General features: G+C 68.3%; 22 protein-coding genes. 5 read left to right on the top strand and 17 right to left on the bottom strand.

Annotated features, from left to right (window positions below):
- Positions 1-2 precede the first annotated feature (2 nt).
- From KXD97_RS05380 to KXD97_RS05315, 14 genes are all read right to left on the bottom strand, one after another.
- Positions 3-1,364, bottom strand: a complete 1,362-nt coding sequence (locus KXD97_RS05380) for an FAD-dependent oxidoreductase (protein ID WP_260755748.1) — start codon at positions 1,362-1,364, stop codon at positions 3-5.
- Between the two features lie 25 nt (positions 1,365-1,389).
- Complete coding sequence (locus tag KXD97_RS05375; RefSeq protein ID WP_260755747.1) at positions 1,390-2,148, bottom strand: amino acid ABC transporter ATP-binding protein; 759 nt, start codon at positions 2,146-2,148, stop codon at positions 1,390-1,392.
- Positions 2,145-3,608, bottom strand: a complete 1,464-nt coding sequence (locus tag KXD97_RS05370) for an ABC transporter permease subunit (RefSeq protein ID WP_260755746.1) — start codon at positions 3,606-3,608, stop codon at positions 2,145-2,147. The genes KXD97_RS05375 and KXD97_RS05370 overlap by 4 nt, the downstream gene beginning before the upstream one ends.
- A 44-nt stretch (positions 3,609-3,652) precedes the next feature.
- On the bottom strand, positions 3,653-4,537 hold the full coding sequence (gene gluQRS, locus KXD97_RS05365) for a tRNA glutamyl-Q(34) synthetase GluQRS (protein WP_260755745.1): 885 nt from the start codon (positions 4,535-4,537) through the stop codon (positions 3,653-3,655).
- Between the two features lie 81 nt (positions 4,538-4,618).
- Positions 4,619-5,386 carry a GntR family transcriptional regulator gene (locus tag KXD97_RS05360; RefSeq protein ID WP_260755744.1) on the bottom strand — a complete coding sequence of 256 codons (768 nt, stop codon included), beginning with the start codon at positions 5,384-5,386 and terminating at the stop codon, positions 4,619-4,621.
- 52 nt (positions 5,387-5,438) lie between these two features.
- A complete protein-coding gene (gene fabG, locus KXD97_RS05355; RefSeq protein ID WP_260755743.1) occupies positions 5,439-6,218 on the bottom strand; it encodes a 3-oxoacyl-ACP reductase FabG in 780 nt (259 codons plus the stop codon).
- A 26-nt stretch (positions 6,219-6,244) separates the two neighbouring features.
- A complete protein-coding gene (locus KXD97_RS05350) occupies positions 6,245-7,237 on the bottom strand; it encodes a phosphotransferase enzyme family protein (RefSeq protein WP_260755742.1) in 993 nt (330 codons plus the stop codon).
- A complete protein-coding gene (locus tag KXD97_RS05345) occupies positions 7,234-7,887 on the bottom strand; it encodes a microcompartment protein (RefSeq protein WP_260755741.1) in 654 nt (217 codons plus the stop codon). Before KXD97_RS05345 ends, KXD97_RS05350 begins: the two co-directional genes overlap by 4 nt.
- A gap of 10 nt (positions 7,888-7,897) precedes the next feature.
- Positions 7,898-8,179: a BMC domain-containing protein gene (locus KXD97_RS05340; RefSeq protein WP_011782687.1), complete on the bottom strand. Its 282-nt coding sequence runs from the start codon at positions 8,177-8,179 to the stop codon at positions 7,898-7,900.
- Positions 8,180-8,233: 54 nt separating this feature from the next.
- Complete coding sequence (locus KXD97_RS05335) at positions 8,234-8,479, bottom strand: EutN/CcmL family microcompartment protein (protein WP_260755739.1); 246 nt, start codon at positions 8,477-8,479, stop codon at positions 8,234-8,236.
- On the bottom strand, positions 8,476-8,976 hold the full coding sequence (locus tag KXD97_RS05330; protein WP_260755738.1) for a hypothetical protein: 501 nt from the start codon (positions 8,974-8,976) through the stop codon (positions 8,476-8,478). Before KXD97_RS05330 ends, KXD97_RS05335 begins: the two co-directional genes overlap by 4 nt.
- Positions 8,973-9,578 carry a BMC domain-containing protein gene (locus KXD97_RS05325; protein WP_260755737.1) on the bottom strand — a complete coding sequence of 202 codons (606 nt, stop codon included), beginning with the start codon at positions 9,576-9,578 and terminating at the stop codon, positions 8,973-8,975. The genes KXD97_RS05330 and KXD97_RS05325 overlap by 4 nt, the downstream gene beginning before the upstream one ends.
- Positions 9,579-9,581: 3 nt before the next feature.
- Positions 9,582-11,141 (bottom strand): aldehyde dehydrogenase family protein, encoded by a 1,560-nt coding sequence (locus KXD97_RS05320; protein WP_260755736.1) that lies wholly within the window; start codon positions 11,139-11,141, stop codon positions 9,582-9,584.
- Entirely contained in the window at positions 11,138-12,418 is a 1,281-nt protein-coding gene (locus tag KXD97_RS05315; RefSeq protein ID WP_260755735.1) for an aspartate aminotransferase family protein, read from the bottom strand. Before KXD97_RS05315 ends, KXD97_RS05320 begins: the two co-directional genes overlap by 4 nt.
- A gap of 205 nt (positions 12,419-12,623) precedes the next feature.
- Here KXD97_RS05315 and KXD97_RS05310 point away from each other — a divergent pair, with 205 nt between their 5' ends.
- Genes KXD97_RS05310 through KXD97_RS05295 form a run of 4 tightly spaced genes read left to right on the top strand, consistent with a single transcriptional unit; the run spans position 12,624 to position 18,469 of the window.
- The gene (locus KXD97_RS05310) at positions 12,624-14,156 is read left to right on the top strand and encodes an APC family permease (RefSeq protein WP_260755734.1); all 1,533 of its coding nucleotides are present in this window, start codon (positions 12,624-12,626) and stop codon (positions 14,154-14,156) included.
- A gap of 13 nt (positions 14,157-14,169) precedes the next feature.
- On the top strand, positions 14,170-16,410 hold the full coding sequence (locus tag KXD97_RS05305) for a propanediol/glycerol family dehydratase large subunit (protein WP_260755733.1): 2,241 nt from the start codon (positions 14,170-14,172) through the stop codon (positions 16,408-16,410).
- Positions 16,407-16,760 (top strand): diol dehydratase small subunit, encoded by a 354-nt coding sequence (locus KXD97_RS05300; RefSeq protein ID WP_260755732.1) that lies wholly within the window; start codon positions 16,407-16,409, stop codon positions 16,758-16,760. Before KXD97_RS05305 ends, KXD97_RS05300 begins: the two co-directional genes overlap by 4 nt.
- Entirely contained in the window at positions 16,757-18,469 is a 1,713-nt protein-coding gene (locus KXD97_RS05295) for a diol dehydratase reactivase ATPase-like domain-containing protein (RefSeq protein ID WP_260755731.1), read from the top strand. The genes KXD97_RS05300 and KXD97_RS05295 overlap by 4 nt, the downstream gene beginning before the upstream one ends.
- On the opposite strand, the gene KXD97_RS05290 is transcribed toward KXD97_RS05295, so the two are convergent.
- From KXD97_RS05290 to KXD97_RS05280, 3 genes are all read right to left on the bottom strand, one after another.
- The gene (locus KXD97_RS05290; protein ID WP_260755730.1) at positions 18,450-19,097 is read right to left on the bottom strand and encodes an MBL fold metallo-hydrolase; all 648 of its coding nucleotides are present in this window, start codon (positions 19,095-19,097) and stop codon (positions 18,450-18,452) included. The two genes, KXD97_RS05295 and KXD97_RS05290, sit on opposite strands and share 20 nt — an antisense overlap.
- A gap of 127 nt (positions 19,098-19,224) precedes the next feature.
- Positions 19,225-20,100 carry an LLM class F420-dependent oxidoreductase gene (locus tag KXD97_RS05285; protein WP_260755729.1) on the bottom strand — a complete coding sequence of 292 codons (876 nt, stop codon included), beginning with the start codon at positions 20,098-20,100 and terminating at the stop codon, positions 19,225-19,227.
- 49 nt (positions 20,101-20,149) lie between these two features.
- The gene (locus KXD97_RS05280; protein ID WP_260755728.1) at positions 20,150-21,232 is read right to left on the bottom strand and encodes an ATP-dependent DNA ligase; all 1,083 of its coding nucleotides are present in this window, start codon (positions 21,230-21,232) and stop codon (positions 20,150-20,152) included.
- A 135-nt stretch (positions 21,233-21,367) separates the two neighbouring features.
- Here KXD97_RS05280 and KXD97_RS05275 point away from each other — a divergent pair, with 135 nt between their 5' ends.
- Entirely contained in the window at positions 21,368-23,044 is a 1,677-nt protein-coding gene (locus tag KXD97_RS05275; protein ID WP_260755727.1) for an HNH endonuclease signature motif containing protein, read from the top strand.
- Positions 23,045-23,129: the final 85 nt, after the last annotated feature.

Here is a 23,129-nt window from a genome sequence, read left to right as displayed (position 1 = left end):
GGCTATTCCGTCAGCGCCGCGATGACCTCCGCGGCCGCGCGTTCGCCTGCTTCGACCGCGCCCTCCATGTACGCGCTCCACTCGGTGGCGGTGTCGGTGGAAGCCCAGTGGATCGCGCCGATGGGCGCGGTCAGCGCCGGTCCGTAGGTGGTCCACACCAGGGGCCCGCAGTTGGCGTTGTAGCAGCCGCGCGTCCACTGCCGGTCCGCCCACTCGCCGTCGATGTAATGGTCGGGACGGGCTGCGCGAGAACCGAAATGGCGCACCAGTTCGGCGGTCAGTGCCGCGCGTCGCTCCTCCACTGACCAGTGCCCGTGGGTGCGGGCCTGCTCCCCTTCGAGGAACAGCAGGATCACCCCGCGGTCGTCTCCCTCGATGCAGGTGTCGTTGGACATCCGGGCCGGACCGACGTCGGAGATGAGCTGGCCGTTGAGCCCGTCGGCGCGCCAGAACGGCTCGTCGTACACGAAAAACGCCTTCATCGCCGACGAGTTGGGCATCCGCTGGGTCAACTGGTCGCGGTAGCCCGACAGCGGCGGGTCGTACATGATCCGGCCGGCCAGCATCGGCGACACCGCGACGATCACCCGGCGGCCGCGCGCCACCTGTCCGCCGCGGCAGTGCACGGTGACGTGGTCGGCGCCGTGCTCGATGAGCTGCACCGGCGCGTCGAGCACCAGATGCGCGGTCAGCATCGCCGCCAGTCGCTTCGGGATCTCCGCGGTGCCGCCGACGAACCGGGTGGTCTGCGCGCCGCCCTCGGACTCGGCGAACAGCTCCGAGGTCACCCCGCACGTCTGGATGGTGAAGAGCAGATGCAGGAACGACACCTCGACGGTCGGCACGGCCAGGATCCCGACGGTGCAGATCTCCAGCAGGGTGCGGGCCACCGGGGACAGACCCTGCGCGTCGTACCAGGCGCCCGCGGTCACGGCGTCCCACTCGGCCGCATGCGCAGCCGCCCACGGTGCGGCCGGGTCCACCTCGGCGGCCAGCTCGTCGAGCGTGCGCAGCACCTTCTCCAGCTCGGCGAGCTCGCCGGCGAACCGGTCGTGAAACGCGTTGCCGCGCAGCACACCTGTGCCGGCCAGCTCGTAGGTCGTCTCGCCGTCGTCGTACTGGGGATAGGTCTGCACTCCGAGTTCCGCGGCGAGCGCGAACATCCGATGGTGCGTGTCGCCGATCCACTGGGCCCCGAGGTCGATCGGCAGCCCGGCCAGGTCCTCGGTGAGGATGCGGCCCCCGACCCGGGTGTCGGCCTCCAGGATCAGCGGGGTCAGTCCTGCTCCCAGGACGGTGCGCGCGGCGATCAGTCCGGAGAGCCCTGCCCCGACGATGACGACGTCGGCCTCATGGCGTGCCATGCCCGACACTGTCTCACGGGAGACCTCACAGCGGGTTCAGGATGCGCTGCAGGAACTGCCGCGTTCGTTCCTCTTTCGGGTCACCGATCACCGCCGCGGGCGGCCCCTGCTCCAGGATCACGCCGCCGTCGGTGAACAGCACCTGATTGGAGACCTGGCGCGCGAACTGGATCTCGTGGGTCACGACCACCAGCGTCCAGCCCTCGACCGCGAGCTCCTTGATGACGCCGAGGACTTCACCGACGAGTTCGGGGTCCAGCGCCGACGTCGGCTCGTCGAACAGCACCACCTTCGGCTTCAGGGCCACCGCCCGGGCGATGCCGACGCGCTGCTGCTGGCCGCCCGACAGCTGGAAGGGGTACTGGTCGCGTTTATCCTTCAGCCCCACCTGGTCGAGCAGTTCGACGGCTTCGGCCTCGACCTCGTCGCGGGGCCGCTTCTGCGCGACGATCGGGCCCTCGGTGACGTTCTGCAGCACGGTCTTGTGGGGGAACAGGTTGTGCGACTGGAACACGAAGCCGCTCTGCGCACGGTAACGGCGCAGCTGGTCCCGGGGCGCCGGCTCGGCGAAGTCGATCTCGGTGTCGCCGACCCTGATCACCCCCGAGTCGGCGACGTCGAGCGCGTTGAGGGTGCGCAGCAACGTGGTCTTGCCCGAACCGGACGGGCCGATGATCGCGGTGGCCGTCCCGCGCGGCACCGTGAACGACACCCCTTTGAGGACTTCCAGTGCGCCGAAGGACTTCCGCACGTCCCGCGCGACGATCGTGTTCTCGGTCGTCATTTCGCCACGTACCTTTCCAGTCGGTGCTCGAACCGCGCCTGCCCGAACGAGAGCACCAGGCAGATCAACCAGTAGTAGACCGCGGCCGTGCCGTACAGCGCGAAGAACTCGAACGTGGGGGCGGCGATGATCTGTGCCTGGCGCAGCAGTTCGGTGACCAGGATGGTCGAGGCGAGGGACGTGTCCTTGACCAACGAGATCAATGTGTTCGACAGCGGTGGCACGGCGACCCGGGTGGCCTGCGGCAGGATGATCCGCCGCAGCGTGTCCACATAGTTCAGGCCGATCGTCTCAGCCGCTTCCCACTGGCCCTTCGGGATGCTCAGGATCGCCGAGCGGATGATCTCGGCCGCGTACCCGCCGACATTGAGGCTGAACGCGATCACCGCCGCCGGGAACGGGTCGATGCGGACGCCGAATTCGGGCAGTGCGAAGAACACGATGAACAGCTGCACCAGCAGCGGCGTTCCGCGGATCACCGAGATGTAGAACCGGGCCGCGTTGGACAGCAGTGCATTCGGGGACAGTCGGGCGAGCGCGACCGCGAGCGCGATCACCAGACCGATGGCGAAGCTGATGATCGTCAGCGGGATCGTCATCGTCAGCGCGGCCCTGGCCAGCGGCCACAGGTTGTCCAGCACGAGCTGCAGCGTCGAGCGGGGTTGCGCCTGGGGTGCGTCCGGACCGCCGGAGGCATTGGTTTTCAGGTACTTCTGGGAGATCTCGGCCAGTGTGCCGTCGGCCTTGAGCTCCTCGATCGCGCGGTTGAGGTCCGGCAGCAGGCCGCTGTTCTTGCGCGCGGCGAACCCCTGTTCGCTCTTCTCGCCCGTGGTGGCGGCGATCTTGACCGAGGTGTCGTTGGTCTCGGCGAGATAGGCGTAGATGGACAGGCTGTCGTTGACCACCACGTCGACCCGGCCCTGGCTGAGCAGGGCCATCGCCTGGGTCAGTCCCTCCACCGCTTCGATCTGCGCGCCGGCATCGCGGGCCACCTGGGCCCAGTTGCTGGTGATGCTCTGCGCGGCCCGCTTGCCTGACAGGTCGGCCAGCGAGGTGATCGAGTCGTCGTCGGCGCGGGTGACGATAACACCCTCGCCGATCGAGTACGGCTCGGACATGTCGTACTTCTGCTCACGCTCCGGGGTGATCGTCACCTGGTTGGCGACGACGTCGAACCTGCCGGCCTCCAGCGCGGCGAACATCGAATCCCAGGGCGTCTCGACGAATTCGACGTTCACGCCCAGCTTCTCGGCGACCGCGCGGGCGACGTCGACGTCGTAGCCGGTGAGCTGGCCGGTGACCGGATCGTGATAGCTGAACGGGGCGTACACCCCTTCGGTGCCGACCCGCAGCACGCCGCTGGATTCCACCGGGTTCCCGGAACCGGACGAGCCGCACGCCGCCAGCAGCACGGCGACCGCGGCCAGCGCCGCCAGCAGCAGCTTCTGTGTGGAGCGCATCGCCGGACCGTAGCAACCCGGCCGCGTCAGCTGAAGGGTTCTGCTCACCCCGGCCGGTATACCCACGGTGCGCGCGGCAACCGTTGCGGGTCGAACTCGTCGAGCATGCCGTCGACGGTGCGCGCCGAGTATCCGAGGGAGTCGGCGATCTGCGCGAGCGCGACGTCGACGCCGATCTCGGCCAGCGTCACCGCGCCGTCGCGTTTGGCCAGCCGGGCCCCGTCGGCGTTGAGCACCAGAGGTACGTGGGCGTACACCGGTTCCGGGTGGCCGAGCAGCCGTGCCAGGTACGCCTGGCGCGGTGACGACGCCAGCAGGTCGTCGCCGCGCACCACCTGGTCGATCCCGGATGCCGCATCGTCGACGACAACGGCCAGGTTGTAGGCCGTGACCCCGTCGCCGCGCCGCACGACGAAGTCGTCGACCAGGCCGGTGTAGTCACCGTGCAACACGTCGTGGACGGTGAAGGACGTGACGTCGGTGCACAGCCGCAGGGCGGGTGGTCGGCCGGTCTGCTGCCGCCGGTGTTCACGTTCGGCATCGGTGAGGTGGCGGCAGGTACCGGGGTAAGCGCCCTCGGGAGCGTGCGGCGCGCGCGGGGCCTGCGCGATGTCTCTTCTGCTGCAATAACATTCGAAGAGCAGTCCGCGCTCTTTCAGCGAGTCGACGACGGCGTCGTAGCGTGCGGCGTGCTCGGTCTGTCGGGTGGCCGGTCCGTCCCAGGTGATGCCGATCGCGGCGAGGTCGGCGAGCTGGCGGTCGGCGATGTCGGTGTGGGTGCGGTCGTCGAGGTCCTCGACGCGCATCAGGAACCGCCGCCCGGTCGACCGGGCGAACAGGCACGCCAGCACGGCGGTGCGGAGGTTGCCGATGTGCAGGTCCGCCGACGGGCTCGGCGCGAACCTGCCTGCGCCGGGGGTGCTGGTCACGGGCCCTACTCTGCCTCGCGAAACCGCCACCACGGTAGTCGCGGCACGCGAACCACTACCGTGACGGCGGTTTCGCGAAGCTCAGACCGCCTGACTCTGCAGGGTGACCGAGGCGGCGGCCACCGACGGTGCGCCCCCCACGCCGTGCCCCTGTGCGGTCACCGCGAGCCGGGTGCGGTCCCCGCGGAACAGGTCCCGGGAGAACTCGCACGGGGTGTCGTGCTGGTCGTAGGTGATCCGGGTGATCAGCAGCAGCGCCGACTTCGGCTTGATGCCGAGCAGGTTGGCTTCCTCGGGCGTCGCGTTGACCGCCTCGATGCGCTCGTCGGCGCGTGCGGTGACCAGTCCGTACTCGCTTTCCAGGATCTCGTAGAGCGAGCCGCCGAGCTGCTGCTCCAGCAGACCCGGGAAGGTCTCGGCCGGAAACTGGGCCAGCTCCAGCGAGATCGGTGAACCGTCGGCCAGTCGCAGCCGCTGAATCTCGATGACGAAGTCGTCGGCGCCGATACCCAGTGCCTGCTGGGTGACGGCGTCGGGTGCGGCGATCTTCGTCGACAGCACCCGGGTGCCCGCGACATAGCCTTGGCTGGCCAGGAACGCCGGAACGCCGACGACGTCGGTCAGGCTGCGCTGTACCTGCGCGTGGCTGATGAAGATGCCGCCGGAGCGGCCGATCACCCGGTCGACGAGACCGGCCTCCTCCAGCGCGGCCAGCACCTGGCGCAGGCTGGAGCGGCTGGTGCGGTAGCGTTCGGCGAGCTCGCGCTCACTGCCGAGCTTGGTGCCCGGCACCCCGGCGTTGATGTCAGCCACGATCCGGCGCCGCAGATCTTCGGTTTGGGTCGGCACCGGACCTCCTCACGCCACTGAATTGGTAAGACCAAATGTAGGCCATCGGCCGTCAAAGGTCGGCGAGTGCCTCCGGTGATTCGGGCAGAATCTGGCCACCGTCGACCACCAGCGACTGCCCCGTGATGTAGGAGGCCTCGTCGGTGGCGAAGAACAGTGCGGCGTTACCGATGTCGGCGACCTCGCCGAGCTTGCCGGCCGGCACCGACGCGGCCATCTGGTCCATGTAGGTCTGGCCCATGTCGATCAGGCCCTCGGTGATGATGTTGCCCGGCAGTACCGCGTTGACGGTGATCTTCTTGGGCGCCAGCTCGATCGCGGCGGTGCGCAGGAAGCCCAGCTGCGCGGCCTTGCTCGCGCCGTAATGGGACCAGCCGGGGAAGCCGGTGACCGGGCCGGTGATCGACGAGGTGATGATCACCCGGCCGTGGCCGCTGGCGGTCAGCGCATCCAGTGCCGCCTGCACGATGTAGACGGTCCCCTTGAAGTTCACGCCGATGACCTGCTCGATGTCCTCGGGGGTGAGGTCCTGCAGGCGGCCGGACGGGAAGATTCCGGCGTTGGCGCACACGATGTCCAGGCCGCCGTTGCGTTCCACCGCGGCCGCGACGACACGGCGGCAGTCCTCGGGGCTGGTCACGTCGGCGGCCACCCCGGTCACGGTGCCGGCCAGCCCGGTCAGGTCGGCGACGGAGCTGTCGATGTCGGCCTGAGTGCGCCCGGTGATGACGACGTTGACGCCGGCCTTGGCGAATGTCTCGGCGATGCCTCGCCCGATGCCCTTGCTTCCGCCGGTGACGATGGCCGACCGGCCCTGCAGCGAATTGAACATAGCGATAAGCCCTTTCGGAACGAGGATCAGAAAAGCCGGTGACCGTCAGAGGTCAGGTACTGCTCAGCGAGCTTGCAGCTGCCCGCGGCGTAGGTCACGGAGATGGCCTGGGACTCCTTGGAGTGGCTGTGGGTGCCCATCCAGGCCAGCAACAACAGGCGTCGCAGCAGGATGAACGACGCCAGCATGTCCTCGTCGGCCTCGCTCATCGTCCCGCGGCTGCGGTACCCGTTGACCCAGGCGTGCTGCCATTCGGGAACGGACGGATGGTCCTCGAAGAACGACACGGCTGTGCCGAAATCATAGAAATACCAACCGAATCCGCAGTCGTCGAAGTCGATCACGGTGATCGTCTCACCGTCGACCAGCAGGTTGGCCAACCTCAGGTCGGCATGCACCAAACCGAACGTGTCGGGCCCGCTGCCGTATTCGGTGAGCCGGCGGTGCAACAGCGTCTCGGCCCGGCTCAGCACCTCGGCCTCGTGGTCCCCGACGCCGATCGCGTCACGCCAGCGTCCCCAGCGGGGCGTCCCGCCGAGACTGTGTTCCCAGTCCCAGGAGAATCGGCTGAACCCGGCCGGTCGCTGCCAGCGGCGGGCATGGTAGTGAAGCGCGGCGGTGATGCAGCCGAGGGTGTAAAAGTCGGTGGAACTCACGGTGTTCTCGTCCGGTTCGGCACCCGGCACCATCTCGAAATGGACGACGTGCCGTTCGGTGCCCTCGTGCTCGACAGCCACCACGCGGCGTCCGTCCCGGGCCGGGATCACCTTCGGCACGGTGACGTCGCTGTCACGGTGCAGCGCGTCCAGCCACATCAGCTCCGACTCGATCTGGTCGACGCGGTGGTAGTCCTGCCGGTGCACCCGCAGGATGGACCGGTGCCCGCTGCCGGGCTCCTCGACCGCGTAGGTCGCGTTCTCGGACAGGTTGAGCAGCCGCAGCGCCGAGCCCGCAGGCAGGTCGAACGCCTCCAGAGCCTTCTCGGCGACGGCCTGGTCGTCAGTGAAGTCTGAGCTCAATGGTCACGCCCTTCGATCCCTCCCAGCACCTCGGTGATGCGGTCGCGCGCCACGACGACATCCTTGGTGCTGCCACTGATGTAGAGCCTGCCTGCCGCACCGATCATCTGCACGTCGACCAGCGTCAGACCGGGCGCGGCCCGCTCCGCCTCGTTGGCCGCAACCGCCGCGAACAGCGCCGGTGTCATCTCGTACACCAGCAGAGACTGGCCGGGCAGCACCATCGACGCCTGCCGGTTGCGGTTGAGGATCACCGCGTGCTGATCGGTGATGTCCTCGATGACGTCGTGGTAGAGCACCCGCGGACGGAGCTGATCGGTGGCCGAGCTCTGGGTCCCGGTCAGGATGGCCTCACCGGCACGCCGCACGTCGTCGAGGTCGCTCGAATGGATCTCCAGCACGCCGAACTGTCGTTCCACGTACAGGATTCCGGGTTGGATGCCGGGCACCTCCCGCAGCGCGAGGTCGATGACCCGCTCGATCGCCAGCGCCGGCGACACCTCGACGATGAGCGCGTGCTCACCGGCGTACGGCGGGTAGCCGCGCGCTCGGGTCGGGGTGCCGAGGTAGGCGGCGAACTGCTGCTGCAGATCCTCGACGAGGAGGTAGACGCGGATGTCGGTCCGCGTCGGTGCGTCCGTTACGACCATCTTCAGCAGACTACTGCGCGGCGACGGAGAAGTGCGCACCCAGTTCGCTGTGCGGGCGCGGGATCACGTGCACGCTGACGAGTTCGCCAACCTGCGAGGCGGATTCGGCGCCGGCCTCGGTGGCCGCCTTGACGGCGCCGACCTCTCCGGTGACGATGACGGCCACCAGGCCGTCGCCGACCTGCTGGCGGTCGGTGATCGTCACGTTGGCCGCCTTGACCATCGCGTCGGCAGCCGCGAGTGCGGCGACGTAACCCTTGGTCTCGATCATTCCGATCGCGTTGCTGGCCATGGTGTTTCTCCTTTGTGTCGGGTTATCTGACGTTGGGGCCGGTAACCGGGATGGCTAGCCGGTGGGATCGATGGAGCCGATGATCAGTGCGTCGACCGGAGGCGGGGTGCCGGTGAACCAACTCGCCGCCACCGAGCCCTGGGTGACCAGCACGTGCTCGCCGACTCCGCTGCCGAGCACGTCGAACGCGATCAGCCGCGACCCGGAGCCGTCGACCTCGACTTCCAGGAAAGCGCCGGCGGGGATGCCGTCGATGCGGCGGGTCGACCAGACCTGCCCGATGACCGTGCCACTGATCATGTTCGCTCCTTGTGGATCGTCACGCCCAGTGCGCGGGCGCGCTCGCGGGCCAGCGGGGTCAGCACGGCCCGGGGGCCGAGGACCAGGGATGCGCCGGAAGCGGCGATGTCGGAGATCTGGCGTTCGGTGACCGCGCCGCGCTCGATGCGTTTGGTGCTGCCCGGGCCGTGGCGGTCGGTGCCTGCCAGCCGGAAGGACAGCCGGCCGTGCCGCAGGTCGGCGCGGGTCTTCGGATTCTCGAACAGCCGCAGCAGGTTTCGTACGAACACATCGAGGTCGCGGTCGTTGGTGATGCGCACGGTGTCGACGCGCGAGCGTTCGTCGGCGGCCAGCGGTCCGGTGGCCACGGGGCCGTCGGGCGCCGGGGCTGCCGGGGGAGGCGGGGCTGCCGGTGCGGGAGTCCGCACGTTCGCGGGCCGGGCCGCCGTGAGGTCACCGACGGTTTCGCGGATCACCTCGCGGACCAGCTGCCGCAGCACGTCGCGGTCGATGCTCACCGCACACTCCGCGCGAGGGCCTCTTCGGCCGCGGCCGCGGCCTGGCGGACGTCGGATTCGCTGCCCGACAGGTACACCCGGCCGGTCGCGCCGATCATCCGGAAGTCCACGACCTTCACGTCGGCGGCCTTCTCGGCCTCGTTGGTGGCCAGGATCGCGTATGACGCGGGGGACACTTCCAGCACGTAGAGAGTCTCGCCGGCCAGCACCATCGACCCGATCTTGTTGCGGTTGATCAGGAATGCGTGCTGCTGGTCGATGCTGGAGATGATCCGGGAGGCCAGGATCTGTGGCGGCGTCGCGGAGGCGGCATCGCGTCCCAGCTCGGCCAGTGCGGCGTCGGCGGCGGCTTCGACGTTGGCGGTGTCACCGTGGAACTCCAGGTAGCCGAACTGCCGCTCCACCACCAGCACCCCGGCCTGCACCTCGGCGTGCTTGAGGGCGACGTCGGTGACGCCCTCGATGTCCAGGCCCGGCGCCACCTCGATGATCTGCGCGGCGACACCGGCGCGCGGCAGCGCACCCTTGATCCAGGTGCCCAGATACGACATCGTCTGCGGCTGAAGCCGGTCGATGAAGATGAACGAACGCAGTTCAGCCACGGGTCACCTCTTGATCAGTTGTGCGAGTTCTTCGGCCACCAGCGCGCGAAGCTCGGCGCGCAGCGCCTCGATGCCGGGATCGGCGGCGCGGCGGGGGGCGGGCCGGCTGACGGGTGCCACGGGCGCGGCGGCGGCGGACGGGTCGTTGGAGGCACGGGGATACGCCGGCACCGGCCCGGCCGGTGAGCGCCACGGCGACAACCCGGCGAAGTTGGGCATCGACACCCCGGCGTCGGCGTTGTAGGCGATCCGGGCCCAGTTCAGCAGATTCTCGGGCTGCAGGTTCTCCCCGATGGAGCTGCGCCCGACGAAGCCGGTGCCGATCGTCATCGACGGCGCGAGGTTGGTCTCCAGCCCGGAGCTGCCGGTGCTGTTGCCGACGTTGACCGAAACCCGCAGCACCGGTACCTGGGCGGCGAATTCGGTGATGACGGCGGGGTCCTCGCTGTGGATGGCAGCCGAATGACCGGCACCGGCGATGCGGACCACTGCGCGGGCGGCGCGGATGCCGCGCCGCGCGTCGGCGACCGTGGTCATGCCGAGCACCGGGCAGAGCTTCTCGTGGGTGAGCACCTCTTCGCCGATGACGTCGGTGAACGGCGCGATCAGGACCCGGGTCTTGGGGGTGACGCGCAGCCCGATCCGCTCGGCGATCCACGCGGCGTCCCGGCCGACGACCTCGGTGTTCAGTGCGCCGTCGGGGAACATGTACTCGCGCAACCGGATCGCCGCATCCGGATCGAGAATGTGCGCACCGTGCCGCGTCAGCGCGGTGCTGAGCCTGCCGGCCACGGCGTCCTCGACGATCAGCACCGACTCATTGGTGCACAGCACCGAATTGTCGAAGGCCTTGCTGTCGACGATGCGCCGCGCGGCCGCCTCGAGGTCGGCGGTCGCGTCGACGAGCACCGGGACGTTGCCGGGGCCGACTCCGAGCGCCGGGTTGCCCGACGAGTAGGCCGCGCGCACCACACCGGTGCCGCCGGTGGCGACGATGACGTCGGTGCGCTCGTCGGACATCAGCGCCTCGACCAGCGGCAGCGAGGGTTCGTCGATGACCTGCACGATGCCGTCCGGGGCGCCGGCGGCCACGGCCGCCTCGCCGAGCAGCCGCGCCGCGTCCGCCGAGCACTGCTTGGCTCTGGGGTGCGGCGCCACGACCACGGCGTTGCGGGTCATCAACGCCAGGATCACTTTGAAGTACACGGTCGCAACGGGATTGGTCGTCGGGGTCAGAGCCAGGACCACGCCCGCAGGCCGGGGGATCTCGACGATCTTGCGGGCAGTGTCCACCCGCGGCGTCACGTAATCCTGGTCCCGGTAGAACTCGACGAGGCCCCGCGAGCAGGCCCGGTTCTTGACCACCTTGTCGTCGACAACACCCATCTGGGTCTCGGCGACAGCGGCCGCGGCGAAGCGTTCGGCATTGCGGTAGCCGGCTTCGGCGACCGCGTCGACGATCCGCGCCACCGACGCCTGGTCGTAGTCGGCGTAGGCGGCCGCGGCGAAGTGCGCCCGCTCGAGTAGTTGACCTGCGTGGGGTACTGGATGTGCACCGGTCACGGCTTCCTCCGTCCGGTCGCGGCCAGCTTCGCCCGTCCGATGGCGACCTCGGTGCGGTCGAGGACGTCCTCACAGAGGTCACGGTTGAGCAGCAGGCCCGGTTTGAATTGCAGGACACGGGGATCCAGCGTGGAGAAGATCGCCCACACCCCGTTCTGGTACAGCTCGCGCATCACGAACTTGGCGCCCTCGGGGTGGTCGAATTCCAGCCCGATCACCACGCCGTTCTGCCGGATACCGACGAACCAGTCCGGGTGGTCGGCCTGGATGCGGGTCAGGCCCTGGGCGAAGATGTCGGCGATGTAGTGCACCGAGGAGCGCACCTCGGGCCGGCTGGTGATCTCCAGGGTCTTCAGCGCGGCGACGCAACCGAGCTCGGCGCCGCCAAAGGTGGAGATGTGCCCGAAGCCGTCCTGTTCGAGCCATTGCGCGGCGCGGTCACTGAGCAGGGCCGCGGTGATCGGGTACATCCCGCCCGAGAGGCCCTTCCCGCTGACCATGATGTCCGGCTCGATGCCGTGCTTGGTGATGCCCCACATCTCACCGGTGCGCATCAGCCCCGTCTGCACCTCGTCGGCGATGTAGAGCGCGTCGTAGCGTTCGCACAGCTGCTTGACCGCTTCCAGATAGCCGAGGGGCGGCAACGGAAATCCGTAGGTGGCCGGGATGGTTTCCATGATCACCGCGGCGACGTCGCGTCCGCGCAGCGCCTGTTCCATCGCGTCGGTGTCACCGAACGGGACCTGGACGAACTCGTCGGGCCGGTCGGCGAGGAACAGTTTGGCGAATCGGTCATCACCGGTGGCAACCGCGAGACCGGTGTGGCCGTGGTAGGCCTTCACGATCGAGACGATCTTGCGGCGCTGGGTGGCGTGCCGGGCGCTCTTGAGCGCGATGTCGATGGCCTCACCGCCGCCGGACCCGAACGCCACCTTACTCAGGGAAGCCGGCGCGGATTCGATCAGCTTCTGCGCCAACGCCGTTCGCGCCACCGAAGGGAAATGGTGGTTGCCGACGTCGAAGTGCTGCATGCCGTCGGTGATCGCCTGCATCACTTCGGGATTGCGGTGCCCGAGGTTGTAGGTGCCACCGTTGAGGTGCATGTCGATCAGGCGACGGCCGCTCATGTCCCACAGGAAGTAGTCCTGCCGGCGGTCGATCACCAGGTCGACGCCGGTGTCGGTCCAGAATTTGGTTTTGTCCGGGTTCCAGAACTCCTTGGCACGTTCCAGCACCTGGGCTTTGGAATCGAACGAGAACGTGCCGTAGTCGTACACGGGACTCCCTGTCGTGCGGTCGGCCGGGGGTGTGACCAAAAACTAAACGGTCCGACCATTTATGTCAACACGGCGTTCCCAGGGGTTGCACAGCTGAATTGGTAGTGCCAATATGTCTGAGGTTCGGCATTGTGGTCTAGACCACAGTGATGCCAGAACGCGACCTGAACTGCTTTCCGCCCTTCGCCCTGGAAGGTCTCTGCTTATGACAGAAGACGTCGTTCCCCGTGAAACAACCACCACAGACTCGGTCCAACGGCTCAAACGCAACGCCGTCGGCACCTTCGGCGTCATCTTCATGGCGGTCGCGACCGCCGCGCCGATCACCGCGATGGTCGGCAACGTCCCGATCGCCGTCGGCTTCGGAAATGGTTCGCACGCCCCGGCCGGCTATCTGGTGGCCACCATCGTGCTGGGCCTGTTCGCGATCGGGTACGCCACGATGGCCAAGCACATCACCGCGACCGGCGCGTTCTACGGCTTCATCTCCCACGGCCTCGGTCGCGTGATGGGTATGGCCAGCGGTCTGATCATCACGCTGGCCTACATCGTGTTCGAGGCGTCGCTGATCGGCATCTTCGCGTTCTTCTTCCAGAACTTCCTGTCTTCGCAGCTCGGCATCACCATCCACTGGCTGGTGCCGGCGCTGCTGATGCTGGTGCTGAACTGCATCCTGACCTACTTCGACGTGAACCTGACCGCCAAGGTTCTCGGCGTCTTCCTGATCACCGAGATCTTCATGCTGGCCCTCGGTGCCATTGCGGTGGCCGTCAAGGGCGGCGGGCCCGACGGCTTCGCGATCGCCGAGACTCTCAACCCGGTCGGGGCATTCCAGCCCGCGGCGATCGCCGGCGCCAGCGCCGGCCTCGGTCTGTTCTTCGCGTTCTGGTCATGGGTCGGTTTCGAGTCGACGGCGATGTACGGCGAGGAGTCCAAGGACCCCAAGCGAATCATCCCGCGCGCCACCATGATCGCCGTGCTCGGTGTCGGCATCTTCTACGTCTTCGTGTCCTGGATGGCGATCGCCGGCACCGGACCCCAGCAGGCCGTCGAGCTGGCGCAGAGCGCCGACACCTCGTCGGAGATCTTCTTCGCCCCGGTCCGCGACACCTACGGCGAGTGGGCCATCACCCTGTTCAACATCCTGCTGGTGACGGGATCGTTCGCGTGCGGCATGGCGTTCCACAACTGCGCGTCGCGCTACCTGTACGCCCTGGGCCGGGAGGGCCTGTCGAGCGGGCTGCAGAAAACGCTTGGCGCGACGCACAAGACGCACGGGTCGCCCTACATAGCGTCGTTCGTCCAGAGCGGCATCGCGCTGGTGCTGGTGCTGGCGTTCTTCTTCGCCGGCATGGATCCCTACATCCACATGTACACACTGCTGGCGATCCTCGGCACGATGGCGATCCTGATCGTGCAGTCGCTGTGCGCGTTCTCGGTGGTGGCCTACTTCCACTTCCACAAGAACCACCCGTCCAGCGCGCACTGGTTCAAGACGTTCCTGGCCCCGCTGACCGGCGGCATCGGCATGCTCTACGTGGTGTATCTGCTGTGGGAGCACAAGGAATCCGCGGCGGGCGCGGCGTCGGGCACCTTGCTGTTCAAGCTGACACCATGGATCGTGATCGGGGTGTTCGTGTTCGGTGCGGCCATGGCGCTGTACTTCAAGTTCAAGGACAAGCGGCGCTACGAGCTGATCGGCCGGATCGTCTACGACGACAGCGAAGTTCGCGACTAGAAAGGGTTCTTCAGTGGCTGACGAGTTGGGCAGGTTCCGGGTTCTGGACTCGAAACCTGTCAACCTCGACGGGTTCAGCGTCCCGGACGCCGCACTCGGGCTGATTGCGATGAGCAGCCCACATGACCCCTCACCCTCGCTGAAGATTCGTGGGGGTGAGGTAGTCGAACTCGACGCCAAAGACGTCGTCGAGTTCGACGTCATCGACGAGTTCATCGCCCGCTACGGCATCGACCTCACGGTCGCCGAAGAGGCCATGGCTCTCGATGACGAGACGCTGGCGCGCATGGTGGTCGACATCAACGTGCCGAGGGCGGAGGTGGTGCGGCTGATCGGCGGCACCACCCCCGCCAAGCTCGCCCGCGTCGTCGCCCTGCTGTCGCCGGTGGAGATGCAGATGGCGATGGCCAAGATGCGGGCCCGTCGCACGCCGAGCAACCAGGCGCACGTCACCAACCAGCTCGACGACCCGCTGCTGATCGCCGCCGACGCGGCCAGTGCGGTCGCCTACGGCTTCCGTGAGGTGGAGACGACGGTGCCGGTGCTCGGCGATGCGCCGTCCAACGCCGTCGCGCTGCTCATCGGGTCGCAGGTCGGCACGCCCGGGGCGATGGCGCAGTGCTCGATCGAGGAAGCACTCGAATTGCGGCTGGGCCTACGCGGTCTGACGTCCTACGCCGAGACCATTTCGATCTACGGCACCGAGCAGGTGTTCGTCGACGGTGACGACACCCCGTTCAGCAAGGCGATTCTCACCTCGGCCTACGCGTCGCGTGGCCTGAAGATGCGGGTCACCAGCGGGGGCGGCGCCGAGGTGCTGATGGGCGCGGCGCAGATGTGCTCGATCCTGTACCTGGAGTCGCGGTGCGTGTCGCTGGCGCGCGCGCTCGGATCGCAGGGCGTGCAGAACGGCGGCATCGACGGGGTCGGCGTGGTGGCCTCGGTGCCCGAGGGCATGAAAGAACTGCTCGCCGAGAACCTGATGGTGATGATGCGCGATCTGGAGTCGTGCGCAGGCAACGACAACCTGATCTCCGAGTCCGACATCCGCCGCAGCGCGCACACATTGCCGGTGCTCCTTGCCGGAGCGGATTTCATCTTCTCCGGGTTCGGCTCGATCCCGCGCTACGACAACGCGTTCGCGTTGTCGAACTTCAACTCCGACGACATGGACGACTTCCTGGTGCTGCAGCGGGACTGGGGTGCCGACGGTGGGCTGCGCACCGTGTCCCCGGAGCATCTCTTTACGGTGCGCCGACGGGCGGCGCAGGCCGTGCAGGCGGTGTACCGCGACCTGGGACTCGCGGATTACGACGACGACCGTGTCGAGGAAGTGGTGGCCGCCAACGGATCCCGTGACCTGCCCGCCGGGCACCCGAAGATGGTGGCCGAGGCGGCGGCGTCGATCGAGGCGAGGCAGCTGACGGTCTTCGATGTCATCGCCTCGCTGCACCGCACCGGCTTCACCGACGAGGCCGAGGCGATCACGACGTTGACCCGGGAGCGGCTGTGCGGTGACCAGCTGCAGACCTCGGCGATCTTCGACGAGAAGTTCCGGGTGCTGTCCAAGCTGACCGACCCCAACGACTACCGGGGTCCGGCCACGGGGTACGCGCCGAGCGACGAACGCCGGGCCGAGATCGACGCGGTCCGGCAGGCGCGCAGCAGCGCCGAGTTGACCGCCGACCAGGAGCACCATCGCGGACACCTCGTCGTCACCGACGTCGAGCCGGCCCAGCAGGGCAGCGACCCCCGCGAGGTCTGCATCGGACTGTCGCCGGCCTGGGGGCGCAGCGTCTGGCTCACACTGTGCGGACTGCCGATCGGGGAGGTGCTGCGTCAGATCTCGGCGGGCCTGGAGGAGGAGGGCTGCATCGCCCGCACGGTGCGGGTCCGCTCCACCATCGACGCCGGGCTGATCGGGCTGACCGCGGCGCGGCTGTCCGGTTCGGGAATCGGAATCGGCTTGCAGGGCAAGGGCACCGCGTTGATCCACCGCCGTGACCTGGCGCCGCTGGCCAACCTGGAGCTGTTCAGCGTCGCACCGCTGTTGACGGCGAAGATGTACCGCGAACTCGGCAGGAACGCCGCACGCCACGCCAAGGGCATGGCACCCGTGCCGATCTTCACCGGTGGCACCGACGAGTCCATTTCGGCGCGCTACCACGCCAGAGCCGTCGCCCTCGTCGCCCTGGAGCGAGAAGCCTGCGAGCCCGGCCTGCCACCCGTCACCGTGAAGGTTGAAACACCATGAGCGAGATGACCGCGGCGGGCCGCGAAGACATCACCGTCCAGAACGCGGTGGACGGCAAGCTGGGCCTCGGTGATCTGCGGATGGATCCGGCCGTGCTCGCCCACCAGGCCGCCGTCGCCGAAGCTGGCGGTAACCCGCAGCTGGCCGAGAACTTCCGCCGCGCAGCCGAACTCGCGACCGTCGATGATGAGCAGGTGATGGCGCTGTACGAGGCGCTGCGCCCGCACCGGTCGACGGCCGCCGAACTCGACGAGCTGCGCACGTCGCTGATCGCGCGCGGTGCGCCGCGGTGCGCCGCGCTGGTGGAGCAAGCCGCCGCCGTCTATGCCCGCCGCGGCCTCCTGCGTTGACCACACGGGCGGTGCGCACGGTCGCCGGCATCGACGTCGGCAATCACACCACCGAGATCCTGCTCGCGCAGGTGCATGACGGCGCCGTCACGACCGTCGCGCACGGGCAGGCCCCCACGAGGGGCCGCAAGGGCAGTGCCGAGTCGCTGCGCGGGGCCGCGGCGTTGTTGCACCGGGTCGAGGTCGACTCCGGTCACTGCGCGGACGAACTGCTGCTGGCGGCGCTGCGTCCGGTCGACACCGCGACCGCGCCGATACCGCCGGCATATTCACCGTCGGCCCCGGTCCGCAGTCTGCGCCACCCGGACGCGTCGACCCCGGCGGGCTCGGGACACGCTGTCGGGCAGCATGTTCCGTTGTACGCGCTGGATGCCGCGCCGATCCCCGGACCGGTGGTGATCTCCGTCGACGACGCCACCGATTTCGAGGTGGCCGCCCGCGAGATCACCGCGGCGGTGGAACGCGGGTGGCAGGTGGTCGGCGTGGTGGTTGCCCAGGACGACGCGGTGTTGATCCGCAACCGGATCCCGGTGGATGTGCCCGTCGTCGACGAGGCCGATGTCGCCGGTCTGGCGCCGGGTGCGCTGGTGGCGGTGGAGGTGGTCGGGGAAGGCAGCGCCTACCGTGCGTTCGCCGACCCCATCGCGCTGTCGGCCGCACTCCGGCTGCCCACCGCGGGGCTGGTGGAGATCGCCGAATTCTGCCGCGAGCTGGCCGATTCCGCGGCCATCGCCGTCACCGCGCGGACCGAGGAGCCGTCTCCGCCCGCCGCCGACGACGACTACGTCGACATCCTCGTCGACGGAGCGCCGGTGCGGTACACGCCCGGACAGGCGCACGCGGTGCTGCGGCGCTCGGCGCCGGGGCGCGTGCGCGCGGTCCGGTTGCGGTCGGTGCCGACCGCGGCGGACGGGCTGGCCGTACACGACGCGTTCTTCACCGATCTGGCGACGATCGACAACGGTGCGTGGCTTCGCAGGGGTGTCGCCGACGCCCAGGGCACCGTGGTCGCGCTGTTGGCAGCCGAGGAGGCCGGTGACGCCGCCGCCACCCTGAGCGAACTGACCGGACGACCCGCGCGCACCCTGGGCTCCGAGCCGGAGGCCGCGGCATGGGGTGCCCGTACCACGCCGGGACTCCCACCCGGATCGATGGTGTGTGACATCGGCGGTGGCACAGTGGATCTCATCGCCGGTGGCGCGACGGTGGTCGCCGCGGGCGCAGGTGAGTCGATCACCGTCGCGGTGGCGCGGGTGCTGGGTATCCCGCGGGCGCTGGCCGAGACCGTCAAACGCACGCCCGCGGTCCGGGTCGAGGGGCCGCACGTCGCGCATGAGGAGGACGGGCGTCGCGTCTTCCTGGACTCCCCGGCATCCGCGGATGCGATCGGCCGGCTGTGCACGCGCGGCAGTGCGGGTCTGGTGCCGTTCTCGAACCGGTTGGCCGCCGAGGAGTGGCGCAGCCTGCGGTTGGCGATCAAGCAGGAGACCGTGGCGGCGAACATCGCCCGGTGCCTCACCGCGTTCGACGAGCCGCCGGTCGCGCTGGTGCTGGCCGGCGGCGGTGCGCTTGACGACGAGCTGATGCGCACGGTCGGGGAGGCATTGCGCGGCGCCCGGATCGTGGTGGGGCGCGCCGACATCGACGGTGTGCACGGGCCGCGGTTCGCGGTGGCGCGCGGCCTGGTCGCTATGTACGCGCAGCGGTAGGCAGGCTCGCGATCGCGTGGGCGATGTGTCCACGCCACGAGCCGGGATCGATGCGGTGTACCGCTGAATCTCCCTGGAACGCACTGGAGATCACGAAGTCCGGCAGGATGTCGGCCAGTACGCGCAGACTATCGGCGATGGTGCCTGCGTCTTCCGGTTGATGGAAGCCCTCGATGTAGCCCGCGTGCCAGCCGCCGTCGGTGCCGCGGAACAAGGTGTCCCCGGTGAACAGATACCGGCCCTGTGCGCCCGGCACCAGATAGCAGACGCTGCCGGGGGAGTGGCCAGGGGTCGGGATGATCTCGATGCCGTTGTAATCGACGTAGCGGCCCTTCACCGGCACGTCGACGTGAGCGTGCCGGGTGATGTCCGGGAGGTCGGCCGCCGTCGCGTGCAGGGTCGAGTCGAAGCGCTCGGCGATGCGCGCGAGTATCGGGCCCGCCTCGTCGCGGTGCGACAGGTACTGGTCGTTGACGCCGCCGAGGTCGGCGAGGTCGTCAAACTCGGCGTCGGTCGCGGGCGAGTAGAACAGGATGCCGGCCGGCGTCCACAGGTATGCGTGGGTGGTCAGGCCGGGAAACGGTGAGTCGGTTCGGGTTTCCCACAGATCACTGAGTACGTGTTTCATGCCACCCAGACTGCAACCTCAACCATTGTTAAGGTCAAGAGATCTGGCGAGCAGACACAAAATCGCGTGATTCAGGCTCGCTGCGTGCGAGTTTGCGTCTGCTCGCGCAGAGATCTGCCGGAGAACGTCAGCCTAATTCGGCCAGCTGCTTCACCGCGGGCGCAATGCTGTCGATCCACTTCGCCGGGGCACCGTCGTCGGGCATCACGATCGCGGTGTCGATACCGAGGGCGGCATAGCCCGCCATACTCTGTACGAACTCGTCGCGGGTGGCAGGTGCCGGGGAGGGACCGTGGACCGTCACGGTCTTGCGGATGTTGTCGTAATCCCGTCCCACCGCGTCACAGTGCCCCCGCAGCACGTCGAGCTTGCGCGCCACCTCGTCCGTCGTGGTCGCGAACAGGTTGCACGCGTCTCCGTACTGAGCCACCAGCCTCAGCGTCTTGCGTTCTCCGCCTCCACCGATCAGCACTTTGGGCTTGTTGATCGGCTGTGGCGAGCACAGAGTCTCCTGCAGCTGATAGTGCTTGCCCACGAACGGACCGTTGTTGTCCGGATCCCACATCTGGTTGCAGATCTGCAGGGCTTCCTCGAGGCGTTCGAAGCGCTCGGCGATCGGCGGGTACGGCACACCCAGGCCGTGGTGCTCGCGCTCGAACCACGCCGCCCCGATGCCCAGCGCCGCGCGACCGCCCGACAGCACGTCCACGGTCGTCACGATCTTGGCGAGCAGCCCGGGATGCCGGTAGGTCACCCCGGTGACCAGCAGACCGAGGCTCACCGTGGACGTATGGGCGGCCAGGTAACCCAAGGTGGTGTAGCCCTCCAGCATGTTCGCTTCGGCCGGCAGTCCGGTCGGCTCGATCTGGAAGAAGTGGTCCATGAACGACAGCCAGGTCGCACCTGCTGCTTCCGCGGCGGCGCCCACGCGGGCGAGTTCGGGAGCGATCGCGGCGGTGCCACCGTCGGTGTCAAAAATCGGCACGTGTATTCCAAGGTCCATGCCCGCTACAAGGCAGGGCCCGGGTGGGTGATTCCCCGATGGCAGCAATTCAGGTCCGTGGCGCAGGACCGCCAAGACCCGGCACGATGTCGTCGAGGCTGAAGGTCACCGGTCGGTCGAGCTGCTCATAGGTACACGAGCGGGGATCGCGGTCGGGCCGCCACCGGTTGAATTGTGCTGTGTGCCGGAACCTTCGGCCTTCCATGTGGTCGTACCGGACCTCGACCACGCGCTCGGGCCGTAGCGGCACGAACGACAGATCCTTGCCCGCGTTCCACCGTGAGCCGCCGCCGTAGCGGCGCACCACGTCCGGGTCGACGTGCGCAGCCCAGTTCCACGGGTGCTCGTCGAAGGTGGTCACCAGCGGCTGCAGCTCGGTGAACAACTCACGGCGCCGCGCCATCGGGAACGCCCCGATCACGCCTACCGAGGCCAGCGCCCCGTCGTCCTGGTAGAGCCCCAGCAGCAGCGAGCCGACTGCGTCGTCGCCCGACTTGTGCAGACGGTATCCGGCCACCACGCAGTCCGCGGTCCGCTGGTGCTTGATCTTGAACATCGTGCGCTTGTCCGGCAGATACGGCCCGTCGAGCGGCTTGGCGATGACCCCGTCGAGTCCCGCGCCTTCGAACTCGTCGAACCATCGTCGCGCGGTATCGATGTCCAGTGTGGCGGGCGTGACGTGGATGCTCGGCCCGGTTGCGGCGAGCGCCTCCACGAGCGCCGCGCGCCGCTCGCTGAACGGACGCGAGGTGAAGTCGGTGTCGTCCAGGGCCAGCAGATCGAACGCGATAAACGACGCCGGCGTCTTCTCCGCCAGCATCCTGACTCGCGACGCCGCCGGGTGCAGCCGCAGCTGCAGCGCCTCGAAATCGAGGCCGTCCGCGGTGGCGATCACGATCTCGCCGTCGATCACACAACGCTGCGGCAGTTCGGCCAACGCCGCGGCGACCAGCTCGGGAAAGTACCGGGTCATCGGCCGCTCGTTGCGGCTACCGAGTTCGACGTCGTCACGGTCGCGGAACACGATGGATCGGAACCCGTCCCACTTCGGTTCGTAGGAGGCGCCGGCGGGGATCTCCTGCACCGACTTCGACAGCATCGGCGAGACCGGGGGCATCACAGGGAGTCGCATCATCGCCATTGTCCCTGCCGGATGGCGACAGTCGGCGTTGTGGCCGTGGCGGAGGGTTATCCCCAATCTGGTTTTCATCCACAGCTTGGGGTTTCGGTCGGGCGGTATGGCCTCTCGAATAGGAAGATAGAACACATGTTCGATCGACTGTTTGCGGGGGTGGAGGAGCCCGCCCTGCTTGCTGCGATCGAACAGTGCGCCCGTGAGGAGGCCCAGGCCGGGGCGCGGAAAGCCGCGGCGATCGCCGAGTTGGTGTATTCCACGGTGGACAGGGATGACGAGCACGACGACTGGGTGTATGACTGCTGGGCCCAGACCGCCTCTGAGCTGGGCGCGGTGCTCAATCTCGGGCACAGGCGGGCCTCGGGGCAGATGCGGATCGCGATGGCGTTGCGCGATCGGTTGCCTGGGCTGGCCGAGCGGTATCTGCAGGGCCGGGTCAGTGCCCAGGTGGTGTCCAAGATTTGTTGGCGCACCCGCCTGGTCGTGGATGCGCAGGTGTGGGCGCTGCTCGACGAGCAGTTGGCGACCCACGCCCCGCAGTGGGGGTCGTTGTCGGAAGAGGCGTTGGTGCGGGCCATTGATGCGGTGATCGACCGGTATGACCCGGACGCGCTGATCCGGTCCAAGGAGGTCATCGCGGGCCGCGATTTTCATATCGGGGCCCACGAGGATCCCGATGAGTGGGTGTTGGTGTGGGGTCAGATCCTGGGCTGTGATGCCGTGCTGCTGGCGGCCCGGATCGCTGAGTTGCTCAAGAACGTGTGTGCCGATGATCCGCGCGACATGGGGGAGCGGCGGTCGTGTGCGGTGGGGGCGATCATCCGAGGCCAGGACCATCTGCCGTGCCGGTGCGGCAAAGCGGACTGCCCGGGCGCTGCGCCGGTGGCTCCGGGCAGCTCGAATGTGGTGATCTCCGTGCTCGCCGATCCCGCCGCGCTCGACGCCGCCTACCAGCTGATCACCGACCAAGACCAGCAACAACAGAACCAACCCCAACCGCAGCCTGCGGAGGAGCTCGAATTCGAGCGTGAGCCGGCGCCGGAGCCTGAGCTGGAGCCTGTGGACAAGCCCGGGCCTGACCCTGAGCCCGGCTCCGTAGATGAGTCCGACTCAGCGCCCGAGCCGAATCCTGCACGGTGTGTGAAGTATTCGGGGTTGGCGTTATTGCCCGGGGTGAAGGTGCTGCCGATAGTGGCGTTGGCCGAGGCGATCCGCGGGGGAGCGGCGATCAAACAGCTGTTGTTGCCCGGCCCGGATCCCGAACCGCACTACCGTCCGTCGGCCAAGCTGGCGGCGTTCGTGCGCGCTCGGGACCTGTTCTGCCGCTTCCCGGGCTGCACGGTGCCGGCCGAACGCTGCGATCTCGACCATGTTCTGCCCTGGCCCTTCGGGCCGACCCATCCGTCGAACCTGAACTGCAAATGCCGCACCCATCATCTGGCCAAGACCTTTTGGGACGGTTGGCGCGACGAACAACTTCCTGATGGCACGGTGATCTGGGCGACCCCGTCCGGGCTGCGCTACACCACGGTGCCCGCCAGTCGGGTGTTGTTCCCCGGCTGGAACACCACCACCGCGAAACTACCGCCGAGGACCTGGCCGCCCCCAGATCCCGGCCGTAGTGCCAGGATGCCCAAACGACGCCGCACCCGCGCCGCCGAGGACGCCGCGCGGATCACGGCCGAACGCGAACACAACGCTGTTCAACGCGCCCGCGACCGAGAACGTGCTGATGCTGCCGACCGAAACCGGCGGGCCGGTCCGCCACCTCCACCACATCCCGACGGCGACGACCCACCGCCCTTCTGAAAGCGTGGGCTACCAGCCATCGGCGTAGCAGTCGAAAGATGGTCCGGAGTGCGCGGGGTGTCGCACGCACTCAGGCTGCGATGAC

Origin of the sequence: Mycobacterium sp. SMC-8 (assembly GCF_025263565.1) — a bacterium.
Taxonomy (GTDB): Bacteria; Actinomycetota; Actinomycetes; order Mycobacteriales; family Mycobacteriaceae; genus Mycobacterium.
Note: the sequence above shows the minus strand (reverse complement) of the source record. Positions and strands in the feature narration are given on the sequence as shown.